This window comes from Neobacillus pocheonensis (assembly GCF_050477905.1).
In the GTDB taxonomy this organism is placed as follows: Bacteria; Bacillota; Bacilli; order Bacillales; family Cytobacillaceae; genus Neobacillus; species Neobacillus pocheonensis_A.
Genome location: NZ_JBCNAD010000007.1, coordinates 109364 through 130855, shown reverse-complemented (window position 1 = coordinate 130855; position 21492 = coordinate 109364). Strand labels below are relative to the sequence as shown.

Below are 21492 nucleotides of genomic sequence, written 5' to 3'. Positions count from 1 at the left end.
TCCCCACCTTTTTATATTTTTGTAAAAAAACACCCTGACCAAAAGATCAGGGTGCGATGAATCCATCCTTAAACCAATTCTTATAGAATGGTTCAAGATTAACACCCTTATAAGCCTCTCTGGACTTCCTTTAAAAGGTTTTTATTATGCTGTTTTCTTCACTTTCTCTGATTGTTCTACTTCAAACATGTTTTCGTCCGCAGATTGTCTGCCAGGAAGGATAAGGTTTAACAACACTCCAATGATTGCTGCTAAAGCCATCCCTTGTATTTGAATATCAAAAGGAAGTTTCACGATCGCTCCGCCGATTCCAAGTACCAAAATGACGGATGAAATGACTAGGTTGCGTTTATCTCCAAAATCAATTTTACTGTCGACTAGCATTCTTAATCCGGAAGAGGCAATGATTCCAAACAGAAGGATGGATACCCCGCCCATTACGGGTGTTGGAATGGTTTGGATTAAGGCTGTCACTTTTCCAATGAATCCGAAGATGATCGCGAACACTGCCGCTCCAGCAATCACATAAACACTGTATACTCGAGTAATGGCAAGGACCCCGATATTCTCACCATAAGTTGTCTTTGGCGGTCCACCAATTAGAGCGGAAATCATCGTTGCTGTACCATCACCAAGAATGGAGCGGTGCAAACCTGGTTCCTTAATATAATCACGCCCTACTACCTTGCTAAGTACTAGCTGATGACCAATATGTTCTGACAAGGTTACAACTGCAACTGGTACCATTAGTGCTACTAAATCCCATGTGAACTTCACTTTATAACTTACAAAAGGGATAATAAATTCTGGCATTTCAAACCAAGATGCTTTCAAAACTGGACTGAAATCAACAAGCCCCACCACTAATGCGTAAATATAACCTACAATGATTCCACCCAAGATTGGAATGATACTCAACATTTTTTTTGCATAAATCGAGAAGATAATCGTTGCAGCTAAGGTTACAAGCGCTACAGAGAAATGAAGCATGCTATATTTCCCGTCTGGGTTATTCATGGCCATTCCTACGGCTGTTCCAGAAAGTGCTAAGCCGATTACGATGATAACAGGACCCACTACGATTGGCGGGAGCAAATTCATAATCCAACGATGACCTGCTTTACTTATCACTAGTGCGACAATTCCATAAACAAGGCCGGCGATAAAAGTTCCAACCATTGCCGCACCCGGACCACCAGCAGCTTTAGCAGCTATTACTGGTGCGATAAAGGCGAATGATGAGCCAAGATAAGCAGGTACTTGAAATTTTGTGATTAACAAGAATGCTAAGGTTCCAAGTCCACTTGATATTAGGGCAATCGCTGGGTCCAAGCCTACGAGATAGGGTACGAGAATGGTTGCGCCGAACATGGCGAATAAATGCTGAATACTTAATGTCAGCCATTGGGATAGTTTTGGTTTATCTTGTACGTCTAAGATTGGTCTGTTGTTCATTATTATCTCCCCCGAAATCATTTTTTTAATAAAAAACCCTCTATGTCCATTGCATGACAAAGAGGGTTTGGAAATGCCGCAAAGAATTTCGGCAGTTTCCCCTTTGTCAGCCTCACAGGACTGCATTTAAAAGGGCAGCTATTTATTTGTCAAATATGCTAACTTGATCAATCTGGTCTACTTCAACAAGCTCGACTACGATTTTTTCTTCACTTGATGTCGGGATGTTTTTCCCGACATAATCGGCGCGAATCGGAAGCTCCCGATGACCCCGGTCGACTAATACAGCAAGCTGAATGGCTGCAGGTCGCCCTAAGTCCATTAGGGCATCAAGTCCTGAGCGGACCGTACGTCCTGTATATAAAACATCATCAACGAGAATGACTTTTTTATCACTGATGTTGACTGGAATATCTGATCCTTTAACAAGGGGCTCTTGATTTTCCGTTTTCTTCGATAAATCGTCTCGATAAAGGGTAATATCAAGTTCTCCAACAGGTATTGGGCTTCCCTCGATTTCTTCGATTCTTAAAGCAAGCCGTTTGGCTATATAAATGCCTCTCGTACGAATGCCAACAAGAATACACTCTTCTATCCCTTTATTTTTTTCAATTATTTGATGGGCTATCCTTGTTAATGCACGGCCAATTGCCTGCTCATCAAGTACAAGAGCTTTTTGATTCATAGGTACACCTGCTTTTTATAAAATAAAAGACCTCTCACCGATCGGCGAGAGGTTAACGTGTAAGTTCAACTAATAGGAGGTATAGACTGCCCCTTACTAATTTATCCGTTTCCTTCTCAGCCTCACGGGACTGAATTTAAAGGCTTATTAAACTATAGTCATCTTACAATAATACTAATATAATGTCAACGATTAATTTGAAGCTGGTTAAGCAGTCTTTCGAACTCTTCAGGAAGTGGGGCTTCAAATTCTAAATACTCGTTTGTTCTTGGATGAGTAAAGCCAAGCACTCCGGCATGCAATGCCTGTCCATCTATATCAAGCGTTTTCTTCGGTCCATATTTCGGATCACCCGCAAGCGGGTAGCCAATATATTTCATATGAACGCGAATTTGATGGGTTCTTCCTGTTTCTAATTGACATTCTACAAAAGTAAAATCTTTAAACCGTTCAATCACATGAAAATGGGTGACGGCATGTTTTCCATTATCCACTACTGCCATACTTTGTCTATCCTTTGTATCTCTTCCCAGCGGTGCGTCAATCGTCCCAAAATCATGAGGAATTACCCCATGGACAATCGCCTTATACTTTCGAGTAACGGTTTTTTCCACTAATTGATTGACAAGACTTTCATGGGCCATATCGTTTTTAGCGACCATTAGCAAGCCGGAGGTATCTTTATCAATTCGGTGAACAATCCCAGGTCTTAACACCCCATTAATTCCAGACAAATCCTTACAATGGGCCATTAATCCGTTCACGAGCGTACCCGTCATATGTCCTGGGGCAGGATGAACGACCATTCCACGAGGTTTATTTACTACCAATACATCTCTATCCTCATAATATATTTCTAAGTTCAAATCTTCAGGGATGACGTCCAGTTCTTCTGGATCAGGAATACTAATTTCAATTTCATCATTCAAGCTGCATTTATAATTGGTTTTAACCCTTTGTCCATTCACCAGGACATTTCCATCCTTAATCCATTGTTGTACTTGTGTTCTTGACCATTCTTCATCAAGAGTGGAGATGACTTTATCAATTCGATCCCCTTTTTGTTCTTCAAGAATGGTGTGTTCCATTTTCTCCATAAGACTTCTCCTTCGATTCCTTCTCTTCTCGAAGCATTTGAATCATCAACAAAATAACTCCAATCACTAATGCTGAATCAGCAATATTGAAGACAGGAAAATTATAACTAAAAATAAAAGTATGGATAAAATCGACAACTTCTTTCCGAATGAGACGGTCAATAAAGTTCCCGATCGCTCCTCCTAACATAAATGCCAGAGAAACCCCCAATAACCATTTACCTTTAGCTGCTTTGTAAAGATAATACATAATGCCGATAATGACCAATATGGTAATGACATAAAAGAGCCACATCTGTCCTTGCAGAATTCCCCAGGCGGCCCCGCGGTTGCGATGAGAAGTAATATACAAAATATTATCAATAATTGGAATGCTTTCTCCTAAATACATATTTTTCACGATTAACCATTTCGTAAATTGATCTAATAAAATGACAAAAAGTGCAATTAAGTAATAAAACACTAAGAAATACCCCCACATCAACCTATACTTACTTCTTTAGCATTTTAGCATACTTAATTGTAAAACGACAATGTAACATATAAAAATGATTAATGAAGAGTTTTTTTACAAAATACTTCTAAATATTCCGAATCCTTCACCGACTTAATTGTAGGGACCATTTTCAACAAATCATCAGATAAAAATTCACCAGAAATTTCGCATTGACCATAATTGCCATCGGCCAGCTTTTGGATTGCACAATTAATATCATCAAGTTCTTCTTCTAAGATTTTCGTTAACCAATCTTTTTTTTGCTTGTTTTTTAATGAATTTTCAATTTCTACCTTTGTTTGACGGAGTTCCAAAAACAGCTTTTCCTGCAGTGCATTCATAGTTGTTACCTCCGTGATTGTCTTTGTTTTATTATTACCGGCAGTGGTTTTCTGACACGGACAAACATTTGACATCAACTGAAACAATTAACGGAGAAGGAAAAATTTAAAAGCCCCGTACAAAAAATGCACGGGGCGAACTTTTATGCAAGGTGTGAATAGTTTTCTTTTACCACTTGCGCACAACGAGGACAAAGTGTTTTATGATCTTGATCTTGACCTACTTCCGGAGTAACAATCCAACAGCGATCACAAGTTTCGCCTTCTGCTTTTGTAATGACAATAGCTGCTGTTTCTAATCTAACAGCATTTTCAGGAGCCTGTTCGTATGAGCCTGCTACTTCAAAACCAGATACGATAAACAGCTGTTTCATATTTTCGTCAATCGATTCTAATAACGCTTTTGATTGATCATTAACATACAAACTAACCTTGGCTGTTAACGATTTACCAATTACCTTTTCATTTCGGGCTTCCTCAAGAGCCTTTAAGACATCATCGCGAAGCTTCATAAATGAAGTCCACTTTTCTTCTAAGTTTTGTGCACCAGGAAGGTCCACATATTCAGGAAGATCCGTTAATTGAACACTTTCCTCCTTAACTGCAGGAATGAATTTCCACACTTCATCCGCTGTATGAGAAAGAATTGGTGAAACCAATTTTGCTAACGCAAGCAAGGATTCATATAAAACAGTTTGAATAGCACGACGATCATGATGATCAACGGCTTCAATGTAAAGAACATCTTTTGCAAAATCTAAATAGAATGCACTTAAATCAAGTGTACAGAAATTATTAACTGCGTGGTAAATACCGGCAAACTCATAATTTTCATAAGCATGACGAACATATTTGATAAGTTTGTTTAATTTAACAAGCATGAATTGATCCACTTCACGCAAGTTTTCATATGCAACCTTATTTACCGAAGGATCAAAGTCTGCAAGGTTTCCTAATAGGAAACGGAAGGTATTACGGATTTTACGGTAAACTTCTGCAACCTGCTTCAAAATCGCATCTGAAACACGAACATCAGATTGGTAATCAACGGATGCAACCCAAAGCCTAAGGATATCTGCACCTAATTGATTCATTACCTTTGCAGGGACGACTACATTACCTAATGATTTACTCATCTTTCTGCCTTCACCATCAAGAGCAAATCCGTGGCTTAATACTCCTTTATACGGCGCTTTACCAGTAACGGCTACAGCAGTTGATAAAGAAGAGTTGAACCAGCCACGATATTGGTCAGACCCTTCAAGATAAAGGTCAGCAGGGCGGACTAAATCCTCTCTCTCAAGCAGAACGGCTTGATGAGATGAACCAGAATCAAACCACACATCCATGATATCTGTTTCTTTTGTAAAGGTACCATTTGGACTTCCTGGATGAGTAAAGCCGTCCGGCAGAAGGTCATTTGCTTCCCGTTCAAACCAAATGTTAGACCCATGTTGACGGAAAAGATTTGATACATGATCAATTGTTTCATCAGTAATAATCTCTTCACCATTTTCAGCATAGAAAACAGGGATAGGAACGCCCCAGACACGCTGACGTGAAATACACCAGTCTCCTCGGTCACGAACCATATTAAATAGACGGGTCTCACCCCATGCTGGAACCCATTTGGTCTCCTTCACGGCTTCTAGAAGTTCGCTGCGGAAGTCTTTTATGGAAGCAAACCACTGAGCTGTTGCACGGAAAATAACCGGCTTTTTTGTTCTCCAATCGTGTGGGTAGGAGTGTGTAATAAATGACAGCTTTAACAAAGCACCTGCTTCTTCTAACGCCTGACCAATTGGCTTATTTGCTTCTTCGTAAAATAGCCCTTCAAATCCTGGAGCCTCGCTAGTCATGTTACCCTTGTCATCAACAGGACAAAGCACTTCTAATCCGTACCTTTGGCCGACATGGAAGTCATCTTCCCCGTGCCCTGGTGCAGTATGAACACAACCAGTACCTGCATCAGTAGTAACATGTTCACCCAACATAACTAATGAATCACGCCCGTATAACGGATGAGAAGCAACGATGTGTTCTAATTCCGTTCCCTTGAACTTTTGAACTACTGCAGCATCTTCCCAGCCAATTTCTTTTGAAACGGCTTCTAAAAGCGCCTCAGCCACTAAATATTTGGTTCCGTTAGCTGAAACCACCACATAAGAAAGCTCTGGGTGAACAGAAATTCCAAGGTTGGCAGGAATGGTCCAAGGAGTTGTCGTCCAGATGACAATTTGCGTATCAGTATCTAGGACACCCTTGCCATCTTTGACTTTAAAGCCAACATAGATGGATGGAGACCGCTTATCTTGGTACTCGATTTCTGCTTCCGCAAGGGCAGATTCACTTGAAGGCGACCAATAAACCGGTTTAAGCCCTTTATAAATATATCCTTTTTTCGCCATTTCACCGAACACTTTAATTTGCTGTGCTTCGTATTCAGGTTTTAAAGTAATATATGGATTTTCCCAATCACCGCGGACCCCTAAACGTTTAAACTGGGTACGTTGATTATCAATTTGTTCGAGTGCATACTTGGTGCAAAGCTCTCGGAATTCTGCAACGGTCATTTCTTTTCGTTTAACACCTTTATTCGTAAGTGCCTGTTCAATGGGGAGCCCATGGGTATCCCATCCAGGTACATATGGTGCATGATAGCCGCTCATCGATTTAAAACGAACAATCATATCTTTTAGAATTTTATTTAGGGCATGGCCCATGTGAATATCGCCATTTGCATATGGAGGACCATCATGCAGGACAAACATTGGCCGCCCTTTAGTGCGCTCCTGCACTTTTTGATAAATGTTCATTTCTTCCCATTTTGCCTGAATATCTGGTTCTCTTTGCGGAAGATTCCCACGCATCGGAAATTCGGTTTGCGGCATCAATAACGTATCTTTATATTCCATTTTCTTTTCCTCCTGTAACTCACTTCATAAACACAGAATTGCCAATTGACAAATAAAAAAACCCTCTCATCCCAAAATAGGGACGAGAAGGTTTGATTCCCGCGGTACCACCCTGATAAATAGAACGATTCTTGCCGTTCTATCCTCTTTCGATTCGTAACGTGAATAACACGCCAAGACCTACTTATGCTACACGAAGTTCGACCTTAGGACTCGAGGGTGATCTTCCAATTTTTTCTGCTTTACCGGGCTTTCACCATCCCCGATTCGCTAGAAAAGCCTATGAAAAATTGTACTGTCCCTTTCATCGTCAATTGTAATCTATTCATAATAATCTGTTAAAAAATTATATGCTATTTATGCATATTTCGTCAAGCTAATGAATCTTCTTCTTCGTGGATTTTTAGCTCTGTGGCATCCACTTCATATTCTAATAAGTGATCCCAATCGTCCGTATTAAGCATGTCTAGTTGTGCTTCAATCAGCATCTTAAAACGAGTTCGGAATACTTTAGATTGCTTTTTTAAATCCTCAATTTCAAGCGCAATTTTTCTAGCTTTGGAAAGTGATTCATTCACGATTCTGTCCGCATTTTTCTCGGCTTCTTTAATAATTAGCTTTGCTTCTTTTTGAGCGTTACGTTTAACTTCTTCACCAGCTTCTTGAGCTATAATGATGGATTTGTTAAGCGTCTCTTCGATATTAGTAAAATGGCCTAACCGCTCTTTCATATCATTCAAGCGTTCTTCCATCTCTTTTTTTTCTCTGAGAACTAATTCATAATCCTTAATAACTTGATCTAAGAATTCATTTACTTCATCCTCATCGTATCCTCTAAAGCCTTTATTAAATTCTTTATTATGAATATCTAACGGCGTTAACGGCATGATGCCACCTCCATAAATCTGTACTACACTATGTATAAGGAAATATTCGACATGTTTTTCGAAAATCCTGCATAAAAATTAATTATTTTTGCTTTCCTGCAATAATTCGCCATTTTTCCTTTTTAGTTCTTCCTTCAATAGACATGATTTTTACTCTGCCATGACCACGAACAGAAATCATGTCACCGACTTGACATTCAAATGAAGGGTTTTCGATTAATGTCCAATTAACCTTAACAAGTCCTTGTTGGATAAAAGTTTGCGATTTTTGCCGTGAATGATGATGAATATTAGAAATAACCGTATCCAGTCGTAATGAAGAAACTGTTAATTCATTTACTTCCCATAATTCTTGAGAGCTAAGGGCATGACTAAGTGATGTTTCCACCAATTTAACCCCCGCCCTCCCTATTGATTGAAGATTACTTTGGATATACTCACTGACTTCCTTCGCAGCGAAAAATTGAATCTGCCCATCATGGGTAAGAATATCACCGAATTTCCCGCGCTTTAACCCTAAGGACATGAGGGTACCTAAAACCTGCCGGTGCTCAATTGTGACAAACTTTTTAGGATAATCTATTTCATAGAGGCAAATTTGAAAGTCTCCTTGAACAGCTGTCAAATAATCTGGCTGCACTAATGCTCTTTTTCTTTCTACTCCGGGGCTCCCCCCAAAAAGAGTATATTTCACATCGCCATTCTCACCAATTAACATTTTTAATATATGCTGTTCCCTTGGGTCGAGGAAATCAGTTAATTTAGGAGTATATTGTGTCTCAACATAGTTTCTCCAATGTAATACTTGATCGATAAAATCCCGTTCCTCTGGCCTGAAATGCTGATAAATGTTCATTTATAAACACACAACCTACTAATAAAATTCTTAGCTAAAACCAAGCAGCAACACGAAGTAAGCCACTGGTAGCAAATCTCAGAACAAGAAATGCCACAATTGGCGAAATATCCATCATTCCAATTGGAGGAATAATTTTTCTAAACGGCTCTAAATAAGGCTCACAAATATTCGCTAAAAAACGACCGACTACCGTCTCTCTTGCGTTTGGAAACCAAGACATTAGTATATAAATGATCAATGCCCACTGATAAATTCCTATTAACTGTGTCAGGAGACTCACTACAAAATCCATTTTATTACCACCTCTGTATTCGATTTACATCGTCGGGAATAAGGTCCGATATATTTCCTGATACCTCTACATTATCAGGAGTACATAAAAAAATACAGGTTCCGATCTTCTGAATTTCTCCCCCGATTGCATATACAGCTCCACTTAAAAAGTCAATAATCTGTCTACCTTGCTCATTATCAATTCGCTGAAGATTCACCACAACAGCACGGCGATTTTTTAATTGATCGGCAATCTCGGTAGCATCAGAATAACTATGTGGTTCAACCAATATTACCTTTGATGATTTTGAAGGGTTGCTAGTATTGATATTTGATGATTTTTGGACACTTTGAAGACTTACAACATTCTGCGTTTTGACCACAGCTTGTTTCTTTTGCTTTATTGGTTCAACCGCATCAAGATTATCACCATTGTTATCATCATATTCATCATCTAAAAAGAAAAATGTTTTTAATTTTGATTTTATCGTCATTTTTTTCTCTCCTAACCATCTTCACCGACAAGTGCCGTGCCTATTCTTACCATGGTTGCTCCTTCTTCAATGGCAATTTGAAAATCATTTGACATTCCCATCGAAAGCTCGGTACATGGAGCAAAATCCAAATGATCAGCCTGTACTTGAGTGCGAAGTTCTCTTAATTTGCGAAAACATTCACGAAGAACCTTTTCATCATCCGTTAATGGCGCCATTGTCATTAAACCCTCAATACTTATATTTTCATAAGGGCGGAGGGATTTAATAAAGCTAATGGCTTCTTCAGGAGATAACCCATGTTTGGATTCTTCCTGCGAAACATTAACTTGTACAAGGCACTTTATTTTTCGTCCAGCACGTTTATTAATTTCTTCAACTAAAGAAAGTCTGTCCAAAGAATGAATATATTCAACCTTATCGATAATATTTTTGACCTTACGGGTCTGAAGTGTGCCAATAAAATGCCAAGATGGCTTGTCCCTTAATACTTCCCACTTTGCAAGTAGTCCTTCATCTCGATTTTCTCCTAGATTATTAATCCCTGCATCTATGGCTTCTTTAGCTCTTTCTGTGCTGACATATTTTGTAACGGCAATCAACTTTATCTCTTCAGGATCTCTATTTACTTTTAGGCATGCCTCAATAATTTGTTGTTTAACTTGTTCTAGCTTTGATTCTACCTTCATAAACGAACCTTAGTCTCCTTCCAGCCAATAAAACTTAACATCCTTCCTGTCCTGCCTTGATCACGGCGGTGAGAGAAGAACATTTCATGATTACAGCTTGAGCAAAATTCAGTTATACTAATATTTTTATTCGGTACGCCTGCTTTTAAAAGGATTTGTCGATTTACTTCACGCAAATCTAATGAATATTGACCATCCCTAATTAGATTATATGGTTTTCCTTCGACATCTTCTAGTGTATTTTCAACTAAGTTAATGACACGATCATCCACTATATAACATTTTTCGCAGATTGAAGGTCCTATAGCGACAAATATCTGTTCGGGCGCTATCCCTTCTTTATCCCACGCTGCAATCATCTGTCCTGCAATTTTTCCTACTGTTCCCTTCCAACCTGCGTGGGCTGCCCCAATCATCCGTGAATCTGGAGCAATAAAAAAAAGAGGGACACAGTCAGCAAAGCACAGAGTTAACAGGATTCCCTCTTCGTTTGTATAAAAACCATCAGTGTTTTTAAATGACTGTTCGTAAGAGGTTGCTCCTATCCCACGCTCCGCTTTGGACACTTTTTTAATGAAAGTACCATGAGTTTGTTCGGCTCCAACCCAATAATTTAATGGGAATTCCATGAGCCCGGAAAGATTTTCTCTATTTGAACAAACATCACTAAAAGCATCTCCTACATGAAAGCCAAGATTTAATGTTCCATAGCTGCCGTTACTCGTCCCTCCGTTTTTAGTTGTCATACCGGCAACTAGCCCTGGAAATTGCTCCATCCAGGTTTCAATTGTTAAAAATGAATTATTTTTTAAAACAAAGGGCTCCATATTTATACCTCTTCTGTTTTCCTCTAGTTTATCATGAAACAAAAAATTGGTCATTTTAAATCAGCATGGTTAGACTTCTGCCTCTTCCGTAATTCGTTCTACACTTCCTTTATATCTTACCAAGATAACATCCTCACCAATTTTAATAATATTTTTCCAAGGAATCACTATATCTTCATCCTTCCCAAAAAAGCCCAGAACTCTTCCGCTCCCAGAGATCACGACAGCCTCTATCTTTCCAGTAGATAAATTAATCTCAATATCTCCTATATTACCAAGTCTTTTACCATCTGCAACATTTACAACATCTTTTATCTGAAATTCAGAAATTTTAACCATTCTATACCACTCCTAGTCATATTCCTAATTAGAATATATGATTGTGACAATTAATTTAGTAATAGAAAAAGCTGTCCCTTAAGACTAGCCACTGAAAATGTCACTATAATTTTGAGTGTATATTTACTTTGTCTGTTGATTTCCACTCCAGGCGACTTCGCTTTCCGCGGGCGTGCCGGGGAGCCTGTCCAGCTCCAGCGCTTGTCGGGGCTGAACAAGGCGCTTCCGCTTTTCTTCTCCTCATAGCTTCGCTCCTGCGGGGTCTCCCCTGCCCGATACTCCCGCAGGAGTCTTCGCCGCCTTCCGCTCCAATCAACAGAGTTCTTTTACTTAGTTTAAATTTAGGCTCTGTTTTAACTGAATGGTGATTTCACTGTGTTTGAAAAATAAACGGTAAAATTCCGCTTAAATTGGGAAATCCCCTTATTTCCTTAAAAATAAAAGGATTTTTCCGTTTATATTATTCAAATCTTTGGATTTTGTATTATTTAGAGCCGTTAATCGGAATATCTCCACTTATATCTGCTTCTTAAGCTTGCTATATATACATTAGCCGGAAATTCTCCGCATATGAATTCCCATACCAAAAGTATAGTTTTCATTTCTTCAAAAAAAAGATTGCCACACACTTAGCCAGATTGGAAAAAGTGTGTGGCAATTCTAAAAGTTGATTTGCCTCCCTATTGATTGGAGCGGAGGGCACTCGACTCCTGCGGGATAGAGAGGTCACTGGAGACCCCGCAGGCGCAAAGCGCCGAGGAGGCTCCAGGACCTCCCCGCGGAAAGCGAGTGCCTGGAGCGGAAATCAATAGGCCCATTAGCAAGGACAAACATTAAAAATTGGTGATTAGATGCTAACTAACTAAAAAATTGCCGAGAAAATTACCTTTTCTCGACAATCTGGGCTGCCCGATATGACAGCCTTAGCTTTGGATATTTTTATTCATTTGTCTAATCGCTGCTTTTTCTAAACGGGAAACCTGAGCTTGGGAAATCCCAATTTCATCAGCGACCTCCATTTGTGTTTTACCTTGAAAGAATCTTTTTCGTAATATTAATTTTTCGCGATCATTTAAACGTCGCATTCCTTCTTTTAAAGCAATTTCTTCAATCCAATGGATATCTTTATTTTTCTCATCGCTTAATTGATCCATTACATAAATGGGATCGCCGCCATCATTGTAGATAGGCTCAAACAAGGACACAGGGTCCTGTATGGCATCGAGGGCGAAGACAATTTCTTCATGTGGCACCTCTAAAACCTTCGCAATCTCTTCAGCAGTTGGTTCTCGTGAGGTTTCGCTCATTAATCTTTCCCTAACCTGAAGGGCTTTATAGGCGATATCCCTTAAGGATCGGGACACACGAATAGGGTTATTATCTCGTAAATATCTTCTTATTTCCCCAATAATCATTGGTACGGCATAAGTGGAAAACTTTACGTTTTGACCTAAATCAAAGTTATCAATTGATTTCATTAATCCAATACAGCCAACCTGAAATAGGTCGTCAACAAATTCCCCACGGTTGTTAAATCGCTGAATGACACTTAATACGAGTCGTAAATTTCCATTGACGAGCTTTTCCCTAGCGGAAATATCGCCCTCTTGCATTTGCTTGAAGAGAATTCTCATTTCTTCATTTTTTAATACAGGAAGTTTTGATGTGTCCACACCGCAAATTTCAACTTTATTTCGAGTCAATCTTTTCCCTCCTCACAGGAGCTGCTGTACAAAAAACAGTATTTCCTTGAGGAGGAAAAATATGCACCTGTCCAAGTGAAGCGAATGACGCATGATTGTCGAAAATTGCAATTAAATCACGAAATGAAAGGCTTTTTTTGGTAGAAAAAAATTTCTTAAACCATCTTATTAAATTCTTTTCTTAATCGTTTAATAATTCTTTTTTCTAATCTTGAGATATAGGATTGGGAGATTCCAAGCATGTCAGCTACATCCTTTTGCGTTTTTTCCTCACCATTTGCTAGGCCAAAGCGAAGCTCCATAATTTGTTTTTCACGATCGGTCAGCTGATGCAAAGCTTTAGTCAAGAGCTTCCGATCAACATTGGCTTCTAAATCCTTTGTAATAATATCATCGTCAGTTCCTAAAACATCTGATAATAAAAGCTCATTACCATCCCAATCGATATTTAATGGTTCATCAAACGACACTTCTGACCTGATTTTATTATTTCTCCGTAAGTACATGAGAATTTCATTTTCAATACATCTTGAAGCATATGTAGCTAGTTTGATTTTCTTTTCAGGATTAAAAGTATTAACCGCTTTGATTAACCCAATTGTTCCAATACTGATTAAGTCCTCAATATTGATCCCTGTATTCTCAAATTTCCTGGCAATGTAAACAACAAGACGAAGATTTCGTTCAATTAGGATTGACCTTGCCGCTTTGTCACCGCCAGGCAGCTTTTTTAATAGCATCTCTTCTTCATCTTTACTCAAAGGAGGAGGCAGTGCTTCACTACCGCCAATATAATAAACTTCATCTGTCTTCAAACCTAATTTTATCAATAATTTATACCAGTAGTAGGATAAGCGAAGTTTCCACTTTTTCATTCTTGTTCCTCCTTCTAAAATGTGTTTTTCTGAGTATAGTAATATTAACTTACCTTCACAGCCCCCCCTTGCTGCTTAGGTCCTGTCAGCATTTTTGGATGGACAATACATTCAAAGGCATCATCTCCAGAAAGCTGCTGTGTAGTGAAGGATACAAGCCCTTTTTCGCACAAGTACTCGTCACCATTTTGTTCAATTAATATTTTATCAGGTTTGATGGCAACAATTAGCTGGTGCTCTTGTCCCACCACCTTGCAAGGGACAATTCTTAACCTATTTTGCCATTCAACCGGAACATCATCGGTACTGATCAGTAGTGGATCTGGGCTCTCGGCAATTTTCCTTATTGGATTAGGAATTCCATCCAATTGGTTTTTGATTGAGACAAACATAACGGGGAGCTTTGACAACGGATCATACAGTTGGTTCCCACTGTCTATCAACCCTCTAAAAATAAATGTTTCCCCCTCAATAATCAGGCTTACATTTACAATTTGTTCAAATTGTATTTTAGTCATTTCCATGTCTTCTACATTTTTCTTTGAAAAGTGCCAAGCAATTGGAAAGCCAATTAAGACGAATAGCCAACTGACAGGATCCCCAAAGCCTTTTATACTAGACATTAACACCTTTGTAGTTAGTTCTACATCATATTGAATAAAATAGTGGGTCCCCAATAATGCGCCGCCAATTAAAAAAGTAGCTAGATATAAGGTCATTAATGCCTTAATAAAATAAGATAAACGTTTATACCCAAAGGCCGCCAGAACCATCATGATGGAACAAAACAGTTTTGCAATTGGATGGTTTGAGTAGACATTTAATGGTGTAAAGGCTAATAGAATAATTAGTGAACCAATAAATCCCCCAGCTAATAATCTCCAAATTCGAATCCTTCTTTTTAGAAAGATAGCTGTTAAATAAAGGAGTAGGCTATCAAAAAACAAGTTAAGAGCCCAAATCACATCTAAATAAACAACCAAACAGCTTCCTCCTTTAAGGCAGTTCTATTAATCTGTTTACGAAAAAGTATAACGTAGTAGAACCCTAAAGTGTGTCACTTTCTGTAATCAAAAAAACAGAAATTTTCACCTTTAAAAACGGATTTTGTCAGATAATATTTACAAAAAAAGGCATTGCCCCTAATAATAATGGGGCAATGCCTTTTTTAATAATTAACGTCTGCGATTGCGATTACGCAAGAATGTTGGAATATCCAATGTTTCCTCTGGAGAAGAATTGTTATTACGGACTGGCTCTTGATGAACCTCTTCTCGCTTTGGCTGCTGCTCTCTTTTAATGCTGTTTACTGGAGCTTTATTTTGACCAAAGGTTGGACGAGTTACCTTCGGCTGAATTACTTCCTCGTTGAAGCCTGTTGCAATTACGGTTACAATGATTTCGTCTTTTAAATTTTCATTGATTACGGAACCGAAAATCATGTTTACTTCCTGGTCAGTTGCCGTTGCAACAATATCTGCGGCTTCTTGAACCTCATAAAGACTTAAATTGGTACCACCTGTAATATTCATCAGAACGCCTTGTGCTCCATCGATAGATGTTTCTAATAAAGGTGAATTAATAGCTTTCTTTGCTGCTTCAGTGGCGCGATTTTCACCACCGGCAACACCAATGCCCATTAATGCAGAGCCTTTATTAGACATAATTGTTTTCACATCAGCGAAGTCTAGGTTAATAAGACCTGGTGTCGCGATAAGATCTGAAATACCTTGAACCCCTTGACGAAGCACATTATCTGCTTCACGGAACGCTTCAAGCATCGGAGTGCTCTTATCAACAATTTCAAGAAGGCGGTCATTTGGTATTACGATTAATGTATCTACTGCCTCTTTCATCGAGCCGATTCCGCCAGAGGCTTGATTTGAACGCTTTTTACCTTCAAAAGTGAATGGACGGGTAACAACACCCACTGTTAACGCACCCAAGTCACGAGCAATCTGAGCAATAACAGGTGCTGCACCAGTTCCTGTACCGCCGCCCATACCAGCTGTAACGAAAACCATATCTGCGCCGCGAAGTGCTTCCTCAATTTGCTCCTTGCTTTCCTCAGCAGCTTTCTTTCCAACCTCAGGGTTTGCTCCAGCACCAAGACCTCTAGTCAGCTTAGCGCCAATCTGCATTTTCACTTCAGCTTTTGATAAATTTAATGCTTGTGCATCGGTATTTACTGCGATAAATTCTACGCCTTGTACGCCATGTTCAATCATTCTGTTAACAGCGTTATTACCTCCGCCGCCAACCCCGATTACTTTTATGGTTGCAAGAGAATCTAAATTTGTATCAAATTCTAACATGACAAATCCTCCTAATTCGTCGATATCCCTTTTCGATTATGCCTATTCGAAAAAGTAACCAAGGAATTTTTTTACTTTTGATGACATCTTATCTTCCGGATGTTTTTCTACTTTAGCTTTTGGCTGTTGCTGTTTTGGTACTCTCTTTTCGATTGGCTCAGAAACAGATGATGAAGAGCTCATGGTTCCACCAGGTAATCTAGCATTCTTATAGGCATATTTTATTAAGCCAACCGCTGCTGTATATTGAGGTTCTCTTACACCAATGTAATCTGGTACTGCAATCCGTACTGGATTTTGAAACATATCTTGAGCAAGTTCTAAAACTCCTTGCATGTTGGCACCGCCGCCAGTTAATACAAATCCTCCTGGCAAACTGGTTACACCCAAACGCTTTAATTCATGGGCAACCAATTCAAAAATTTCTTCCATTCTGGCTTCAATTATATCGGAAAGTTCCAATTGATTGAATTGCTGGTGTTGATCACTGCCAATGATTGGTACACTGAACACTTCATCTTCTGATGCATCATCATAGAAGGCATGTCCATATTTCATCTTTATTTTTTCAGCATCCTCAGTAGAAGTTCTGAGTCCGACAGAAAGATCCTTTGTGATATGGTCACCGCCAATTGGAATTACACCAGTTGCGGTAATAAAGCCATCTTGGAAAACAGAGATGGTGGTTGATCCGCCGCCAAGGTCAATCAAAGCGACACCAAGGTTTTTTTCATCCTTGGATAAAGCATATTCACCTGCAGCTAACGGCTGAAGGATGATATCTGAAAAACTAAGACCAGCGCGCTCGACACAGCGTATGGTATTGGCTAGGACGGAATTAGAACCCGTAATCAGTGTTCCTTCCATTTCCAAGCGGACACCAATCATACCACGGGGATCATTAATTTCATCTTTACCATCTAAGATAAATTGCCTTTGGATAACCCCCATTTTCCCTCTTTCAGGAGGAATGGATCCTACATGGGAGGCTTCTATGACACGAATAACGTCTTCATTTGTGATTTCTCGATTTTGGCCAGAAACTGCCACAATACCATGACATGGCTGAAGTGTAACATGGTGTCCTGGAATTCCGACAACAACTTCCCTGATTTCCATTCCTACCATTCTTTCTGCCTGTTCGATTGCCCGCTTAATAGAATGAACCGTATCATCCATATCGACAATCGAACCTTTTCTTAACCCTTCAGATTTCACATTGCCTACACCAATTATATTTAACGAGCCTTTTCCTGAATCATGAACCATTTCACCAATGATTACTTTTACACTGGATGTACCGATGTCAAGGCTAACATATATTTCATTGCTGTTCATTCTTTGGCACCTCCTTCATTTTTCCTAAATATAGAACAACAATTTTCTTTGTTCAATTAAATTCACATAGTCATATCTTATAAAAATATTCGTCACAATTAAATGATTCCCTTTAAATAATTTCAACTTTTTTCTAATTTTTCTTTGTTGGTTGACCATTTTGTCAATAATATTCGACGAATTACAGCAATATTCTGAAACAATCTGACCCCAAACGCAAAAACTGCTGCTAAATACAAGTCTACACCAAGATGTACACCGAGAAAAGCTAAACTTGCAGCTAGTACAATATTAAAAAAGAAACCTGATACAAACACCTTTTCATCATAGATATTTTGCAAGTATGCTCTAATTCCACCAAATAACGTGTCGAAAGCCGCGAGGACAGCAATCGACAAATAATTCGAATATTCTTCAGGAATTCGTATCTCCGTTAATAAACCAAGAACGATTCCAATCACAAGTCCCATAAACGGAAGCCACATTAGGTACCGACCCCTTCTTTAATCGGTTCCAAGAACCGGATACGAATTGGATTATCATAGGCAGGAACCTTAATATTCTGACTAGGCGCCGAAACATTCAGTCTCAAGCCTTCAGTAAAAAACTCATCCCTTGATTTTGATACTTTCATCCGATTATATAATTTATCAGCTGTAGCGGAATCATCAACAGCCACCTTTACTTCAATTGGTAAACTCTTAATTGAATGACCATCAATTTTTGTTTCCTTGTTGATATCCCTAATAACGGTAGTATTAATAATTCGTTGACCATCAATGGAAACATATTTTGCTTCATACATATTTAACTCGTTCAATAGTCTCTTTAATAATTCTGGTGAGACACCCCTTGTAACAGGATCTCCTAATTGAGTATCCTCTACAGCTGGTTCAATCTCTAAAGTGATTCCAGGACCCGTTATCTCTGTTAAACCTGCCTCTTTTTTTAATTCATCTAAGGTTCCTCTTAGAGCTTGTTCCTTACTTTGCTTCCGTTTAGATTCATAGGCTGATAGTTTTTCTTCATTAGAACGTATTTCTGTCAATAAATTGGACTGAAGTTCTTTTTCCTGAAGCAATGCTTCCCTCAGCTGCCAAATATCACGTGTGTCCCGTTCTTCCGGTTTTTTCACGGTTTGAAATTGAACGGCAATCATAAAACCAACTACCGCGGCAATTAAAGTGAAACTAATACTTAATTTTTGTTTGTCCACTTTTTTCACCTAACCTTTTACTATGTTTATCGTGGACATCAAAATCCTTTTTTTAGCTTCCTAAAATTGGATTTAGAGTGATATCACTTTCTTTTTCCAATGAGAAAATAATATTGTCATTCACCAGCTGATCCTTAACCCCGCCTGTAAGATTCAATGCAGACGAAAGAACATTTGGGTCACCAATTGCTGTAATGATAAATGGTGCAGGATGCTGAATCCCATCAACTGTAATAACTGGTCCATTACAAACGATATAAGAATGGCTTGTTAGCCTTTGCCCATTTATCGCAACTGCATCTGCACCGGATATATAAAGTTCATTAACCACTTTAAATACATGATGTTCATGGACGAGATAATTATTGATATTATCTTCTTTTGGATCGTAAGCGCCGTCTGTTAGGGTAACCTTAACCCCACTACCTTTTACTTTCACCTTACCTAAGTACATCCGGTATTTTTCCGCGTCCTCGGCAAAATTTTGAAATACTTGTGCCTCTTTTGCGAGATTTTTTTCATTTTTTAACACTCTATCTTGCTTTTGATTTAATTCTTTTTGAAGCTTGCGATTGGTCTCTTCTTGTGCAATCAATTCGTTCCGTAATGCAAGGGTATTTTCATATTGCTTTCCGGACATCTTCGGCTTTTCTTTCTGATTTTCAATTTGCGTAAGATGATAGGAAAAAGCAAGCATAAATCCTAAAACAAGGCAGACAAGGGACAATATAACGTGTTTACCCTTTACCTTCATCCTATTCAACTGTTTTTTCCTCCACTTCCGTTTCAAAAGCTTTAAAATATGAACCAACTTCTAAGTCAATAATTCCTTTTTTATTTGGATCCAATTGGCTAATAATAGACGGATAATGCACCATCTTATCTGAAAAACTTCTTAAAGTGGCGCTAACCTCAAATCCATCATTCATAAATAAGGAAATGTGGTACTTATCTGTTTTTTTGGGAGTGTAATGAATTTCAGAAATGGAGTTTACGATTTCACTAGGAAGATTTTCTAACTCTTTTATCATTTCGCCAAGAGCTGCCCCTTCTTTGAAATCGAAAAGAATTGGAGAATTTACAGGAATCACTTCCGTTTTTCTATTTTTAAGAATTTTTCCATTTTCCATTACTGGTAAGTAGTTTGTATCCTTTTTTAAATAAGCGATCCTTTTATGCTCTTTAACTTCGATTAGAATGGTATTGGGCCACTTTGTCTTAACATCCACATTGTTAATTTCAGATAATTTTCGCACTTTTGAAGAAACAGTGTCCTTTCTAACTTTCCAAATATTCATATGATTCGAAAGGCCGCTACTCTTGATAATCTCTTGTTTTGTATATATTTCATTACCTTTAATGGTTATCGTCTTAACATGACTTAGTGGTGATTGTGTATAGGCGACAACCACGATCATGGTAAAAAACAAAATGAGCAGGAGCACAAGCCGTTTGTTAGCTTTACGTCGTCTCTGTTCTTTTAGTTTTGGAATACGGTCCTCGAGAGCAACGATTTTCCCTTTTTCCATTCATTATTCCCCCACATAAATGCAGTTGCCCTAAAATAACAACCAAAGCTTGTCCTTAAACTGGCTAGAGATAACCTTGAAAAGGAAACAACGGCACGAAAAATCATGCCGTCATTCGTTTACCTCAGAGTTCGCACCTATAATATTATCAGTTATTATACCACAAAATTTGTCATTCGTAAGAGTATAATTACTTTAAAAGTATGGATAAATTTGGAGGAAAATAAATGAACCACCACTATATTTCTATTTTCTGCCAATTATTTCTACTTCTGTTTCCATTCTTATTTCATATAGGCTATAGATGGTATCTTTCACGTGCTGAATTAATGAGAGGACATCTCCTGCCGTTGCATTTCCTGCATTGATGATAAAATTTCCATGCATTTCTGAGATTTTCGCACCGCCAATACTGAAACCTTTTAATCCAGCTACCTCAACTAATTTACCAGCATAATTAGGCAGAGGGTTGCGAAAAATACTTCCAGCACAAGGGTAATTCCAAGGCTGTGTTTCTTTTCGATAATCTTTATTTTTTTGCATTTGCGTTACGATATTCGCTTTTTCTCCTTCAACAAGCTGAAATACCGCTTCAACAACGATTCCAGGGCGTTTCTTCTGAAGGACCGATGTTCTATAGGCGAATTCCATTTCTTCATTAGAAAGCCACTCCATCTTTCCATCTTCAAACAAAATATGAGCTTTTGTTAATATTTTACTAATATCTGAACCATGTGCCCCTGCGTTCATATAAACCGCACCGCCGATGGAACCGGGAATGCCGCTGGCAAACTCAAGACCTGACAGCCCCTTTTTACTGATAAGTGTTGACAAACTAACAAGGGAGTGACCGCCGCCAACCGTAATTTCTGACCCAGAAATATCTAGGTGATCAATTCCTGATCCAAGTTTAATAATGGCCCCTTCAATCCCTTTATCAGAGACCAAAAGATTGGATCCTCTGCCAATAGCACGCCAATTTATCCGATGTTTATTTATGATCTCCATTACTTTATATAAGTTTTCTACAGACGAAGGTTCAATAAAAATATCTGCAGGACCGCCAATTTTAATTGTGGTGTGATGGGCCAGTGGTTCATTTTTCTTTACTTTCCCAAGATTTGAAGCTTGTAATTCAGCTAATATTGCGTCCATATAT

23 protein-coding genes and 1 other annotated feature are annotated in these 21492 nt (G+C 38.6%); all 23 genes read right to left on the bottom strand.

Features of this window, described 5'->3' with window-relative positions:
- Positions 1–144 precede the first annotated feature (144 nt).
- The 23 genes from ABES02_RS03520 to murB all read right to left on the bottom strand — a co-directional run bounded on the left by ABES02_RS03520 (position 145) and on the right by murB (position 21488).
- Positions 145–1455 carry a solute carrier family 23 protein gene (locus ABES02_RS03520; RefSeq protein WP_430130828.1) on the bottom strand — a complete coding sequence of 437 codons (1311 nt, stop codon included), beginning with the start codon at positions 1453–1455 and terminating at the stop codon, positions 145–147.
- A gap of 142 nt (positions 1456–1597) precedes the next feature.
- A complete protein-coding gene (gene pyrR / locus ABES02_RS03515) occupies positions 1598–2140 on the bottom strand; it encodes a bifunctional pyr operon transcriptional regulator/uracil phosphoribosyltransferase PyrR (RefSeq protein ID WP_430130825.1) in 543 nt (180 codons plus the stop codon).
- Positions 2141–2325: 185 nt separating this feature from the next.
- Positions 2326–3237, bottom strand: a complete 912-nt coding sequence (locus ABES02_RS03510) for an RluA family pseudouridine synthase (RefSeq protein ID WP_430130822.1) — start codon at positions 3235–3237, stop codon at positions 2326–2328.
- Complete coding sequence (lspA, locus tag ABES02_RS03505; RefSeq protein ID WP_430130819.1) at positions 3209–3700, bottom strand: signal peptidase II; 492 nt, start codon at positions 3698–3700, stop codon at positions 3209–3211. The genes ABES02_RS03510 and lspA overlap by 29 nt, the downstream gene beginning before the upstream one ends.
- Positions 3701–3789: 89 nt before the next feature.
- Positions 3790–4074, bottom strand: coding sequence for a hypothetical protein (locus tag ABES02_RS03500; RefSeq protein ID WP_430130816.1), 285 nt, complete (start codon positions 4072–4074; stop codon positions 3790–3792).
- Between the two features lie 143 nt (positions 4075–4217).
- Entirely contained in the window at positions 4218–6989 is a 2772-nt protein-coding gene (gene ileS / locus ABES02_RS03495) for an isoleucine--tRNA ligase (protein ID WP_430130813.1), read from the bottom strand.
- Between the two features lie 75 nt (positions 6990–7064).
- Positions 7065–7306 (bottom strand) — a binding site (T-box leader).
- 54 nt (positions 7307–7360) lie between these two features.
- Positions 7361–7876, bottom strand: coding sequence for a DivIVA domain-containing protein (locus tag ABES02_RS03490; protein ID WP_430068910.1), 516 nt, complete (start codon positions 7874–7876; stop codon positions 7361–7363).
- A gap of 82 nt (positions 7877–7958) precedes the next feature.
- On the bottom strand, positions 7959–8732 hold the full coding sequence (locus tag ABES02_RS03485) for an RNA-binding protein (protein WP_430130811.1): 774 nt from the start codon (positions 8730–8732) through the stop codon (positions 7959–7961).
- Between the two features lie 34 nt (positions 8733–8766).
- Positions 8767–9027 carry a YggT family protein gene (locus ABES02_RS03480; protein ID WP_430130808.1) on the bottom strand — a complete coding sequence of 87 codons (261 nt, stop codon included), beginning with the start codon at positions 9025–9027 and terminating at the stop codon, positions 8767–8769.
- 4 nt (positions 9028–9031) lie between these two features.
- Entirely contained in the window at positions 9032–9502 is a 471-nt protein-coding gene (locus tag ABES02_RS03475; protein ID WP_430130805.1) for a cell division protein SepF, read from the bottom strand.
- 11 nt (positions 9503–9513) lie between these two features.
- Positions 9514–10191, bottom strand: coding sequence for a YggS family pyridoxal phosphate-dependent enzyme (locus tag ABES02_RS03470; protein WP_430130802.1), 678 nt, complete (start codon positions 10189–10191; stop codon positions 9514–9516).
- Positions 10188–11018: a peptidoglycan editing factor PgeF gene (pgeF, locus tag ABES02_RS03465; protein WP_430130799.1), complete on the bottom strand. Its 831-nt coding sequence runs from the start codon at positions 11016–11018 to the stop codon at positions 10188–10190. Before pgeF ends, ABES02_RS03470 begins: the two co-directional genes overlap by 4 nt.
- Before the next feature lie 69 nt (positions 11019–11087).
- Positions 11088–11357 (bottom strand): YlmC/YmxH family sporulation protein, encoded by a 270-nt coding sequence (locus ABES02_RS03460; protein ID WP_430130796.1) that lies wholly within the window; start codon positions 11355–11357, stop codon positions 11088–11090.
- 923 nt (positions 11358–12280) lie between these two features.
- Entirely contained in the window at positions 12281–13060 is a 780-nt protein-coding gene (gene sigG / locus ABES02_RS03455; RefSeq protein WP_430130793.1) for an RNA polymerase sporulation sigma factor SigG, read from the bottom strand.
- 155 nt (positions 13061–13215) lie between these two features.
- On the bottom strand, positions 13216–13935 hold the full coding sequence (gene sigE / locus ABES02_RS03450) for an RNA polymerase sporulation sigma factor SigE (RefSeq protein WP_430130790.1): 720 nt from the start codon (positions 13933–13935) through the stop codon (positions 13216–13218).
- A 44-nt stretch (positions 13936–13979) separates the two neighbouring features.
- Positions 13980–14918 carry a sigma-E processing peptidase SpoIIGA gene (gene spoIIGA, locus ABES02_RS03445; protein ID WP_430130787.1) on the bottom strand — a complete coding sequence of 313 codons (939 nt, stop codon included), beginning with the start codon at positions 14916–14918 and terminating at the stop codon, positions 13980–13982.
- A 192-nt stretch (positions 14919–15110) separates the two neighbouring features.
- Positions 15111–16250 carry a cell division protein FtsZ gene (ftsZ, locus tag ABES02_RS03440; protein WP_430130785.1) on the bottom strand — a complete coding sequence of 380 codons (1140 nt, stop codon included), beginning with the start codon at positions 16248–16250 and terminating at the stop codon, positions 15111–15113.
- Between the two features lie 42 nt (positions 16251–16292).
- Positions 16293–17588: a cell division protein FtsA gene (gene ftsA / locus ABES02_RS03435; RefSeq protein ID WP_430130782.1), complete on the bottom strand. Its 1296-nt coding sequence runs from the start codon at positions 17586–17588 to the stop codon at positions 16293–16295.
- Between the two features lie 122 nt (positions 17589–17710).
- Positions 17711–18073 (bottom strand): small basic family protein, encoded by a 363-nt coding sequence (locus ABES02_RS03430; RefSeq protein ID WP_430130779.1) that lies wholly within the window; start codon positions 18071–18073, stop codon positions 17711–17713.
- A complete protein-coding gene (locus ABES02_RS03425) occupies positions 18073–18804 on the bottom strand; it encodes a DUF881 domain-containing protein (protein ID WP_430130776.1) in 732 nt (243 codons plus the stop codon). Before ABES02_RS03425 ends, ABES02_RS03430 begins: the two co-directional genes overlap by 1 nt.
- A gap of 52 nt (positions 18805–18856) precedes the next feature.
- Complete coding sequence (locus ABES02_RS03420) at positions 18857–19558, bottom strand: DUF881 domain-containing protein (protein ID WP_430131307.1); 702 nt, start codon at positions 19556–19558, stop codon at positions 18857–18859.
- A gap of 1 nt (position 19559) precedes the next feature.
- On the bottom strand, positions 19560–20333 hold the full coding sequence (locus tag ABES02_RS03415) for a cell division protein FtsQ/DivIB (RefSeq protein ID WP_430130773.1): 774 nt from the start codon (positions 20331–20333) through the stop codon (positions 19560–19562).
- Positions 20334–20579: 246 nt separating this feature from the next.
- Entirely contained in the window at positions 20580–21488 is a 909-nt protein-coding gene (murB, locus tag ABES02_RS03410; RefSeq protein WP_430130771.1) for a UDP-N-acetylmuramate dehydrogenase, read from the bottom strand.
- Positions 21489–21492 lie beyond the last annotated feature (4 nt).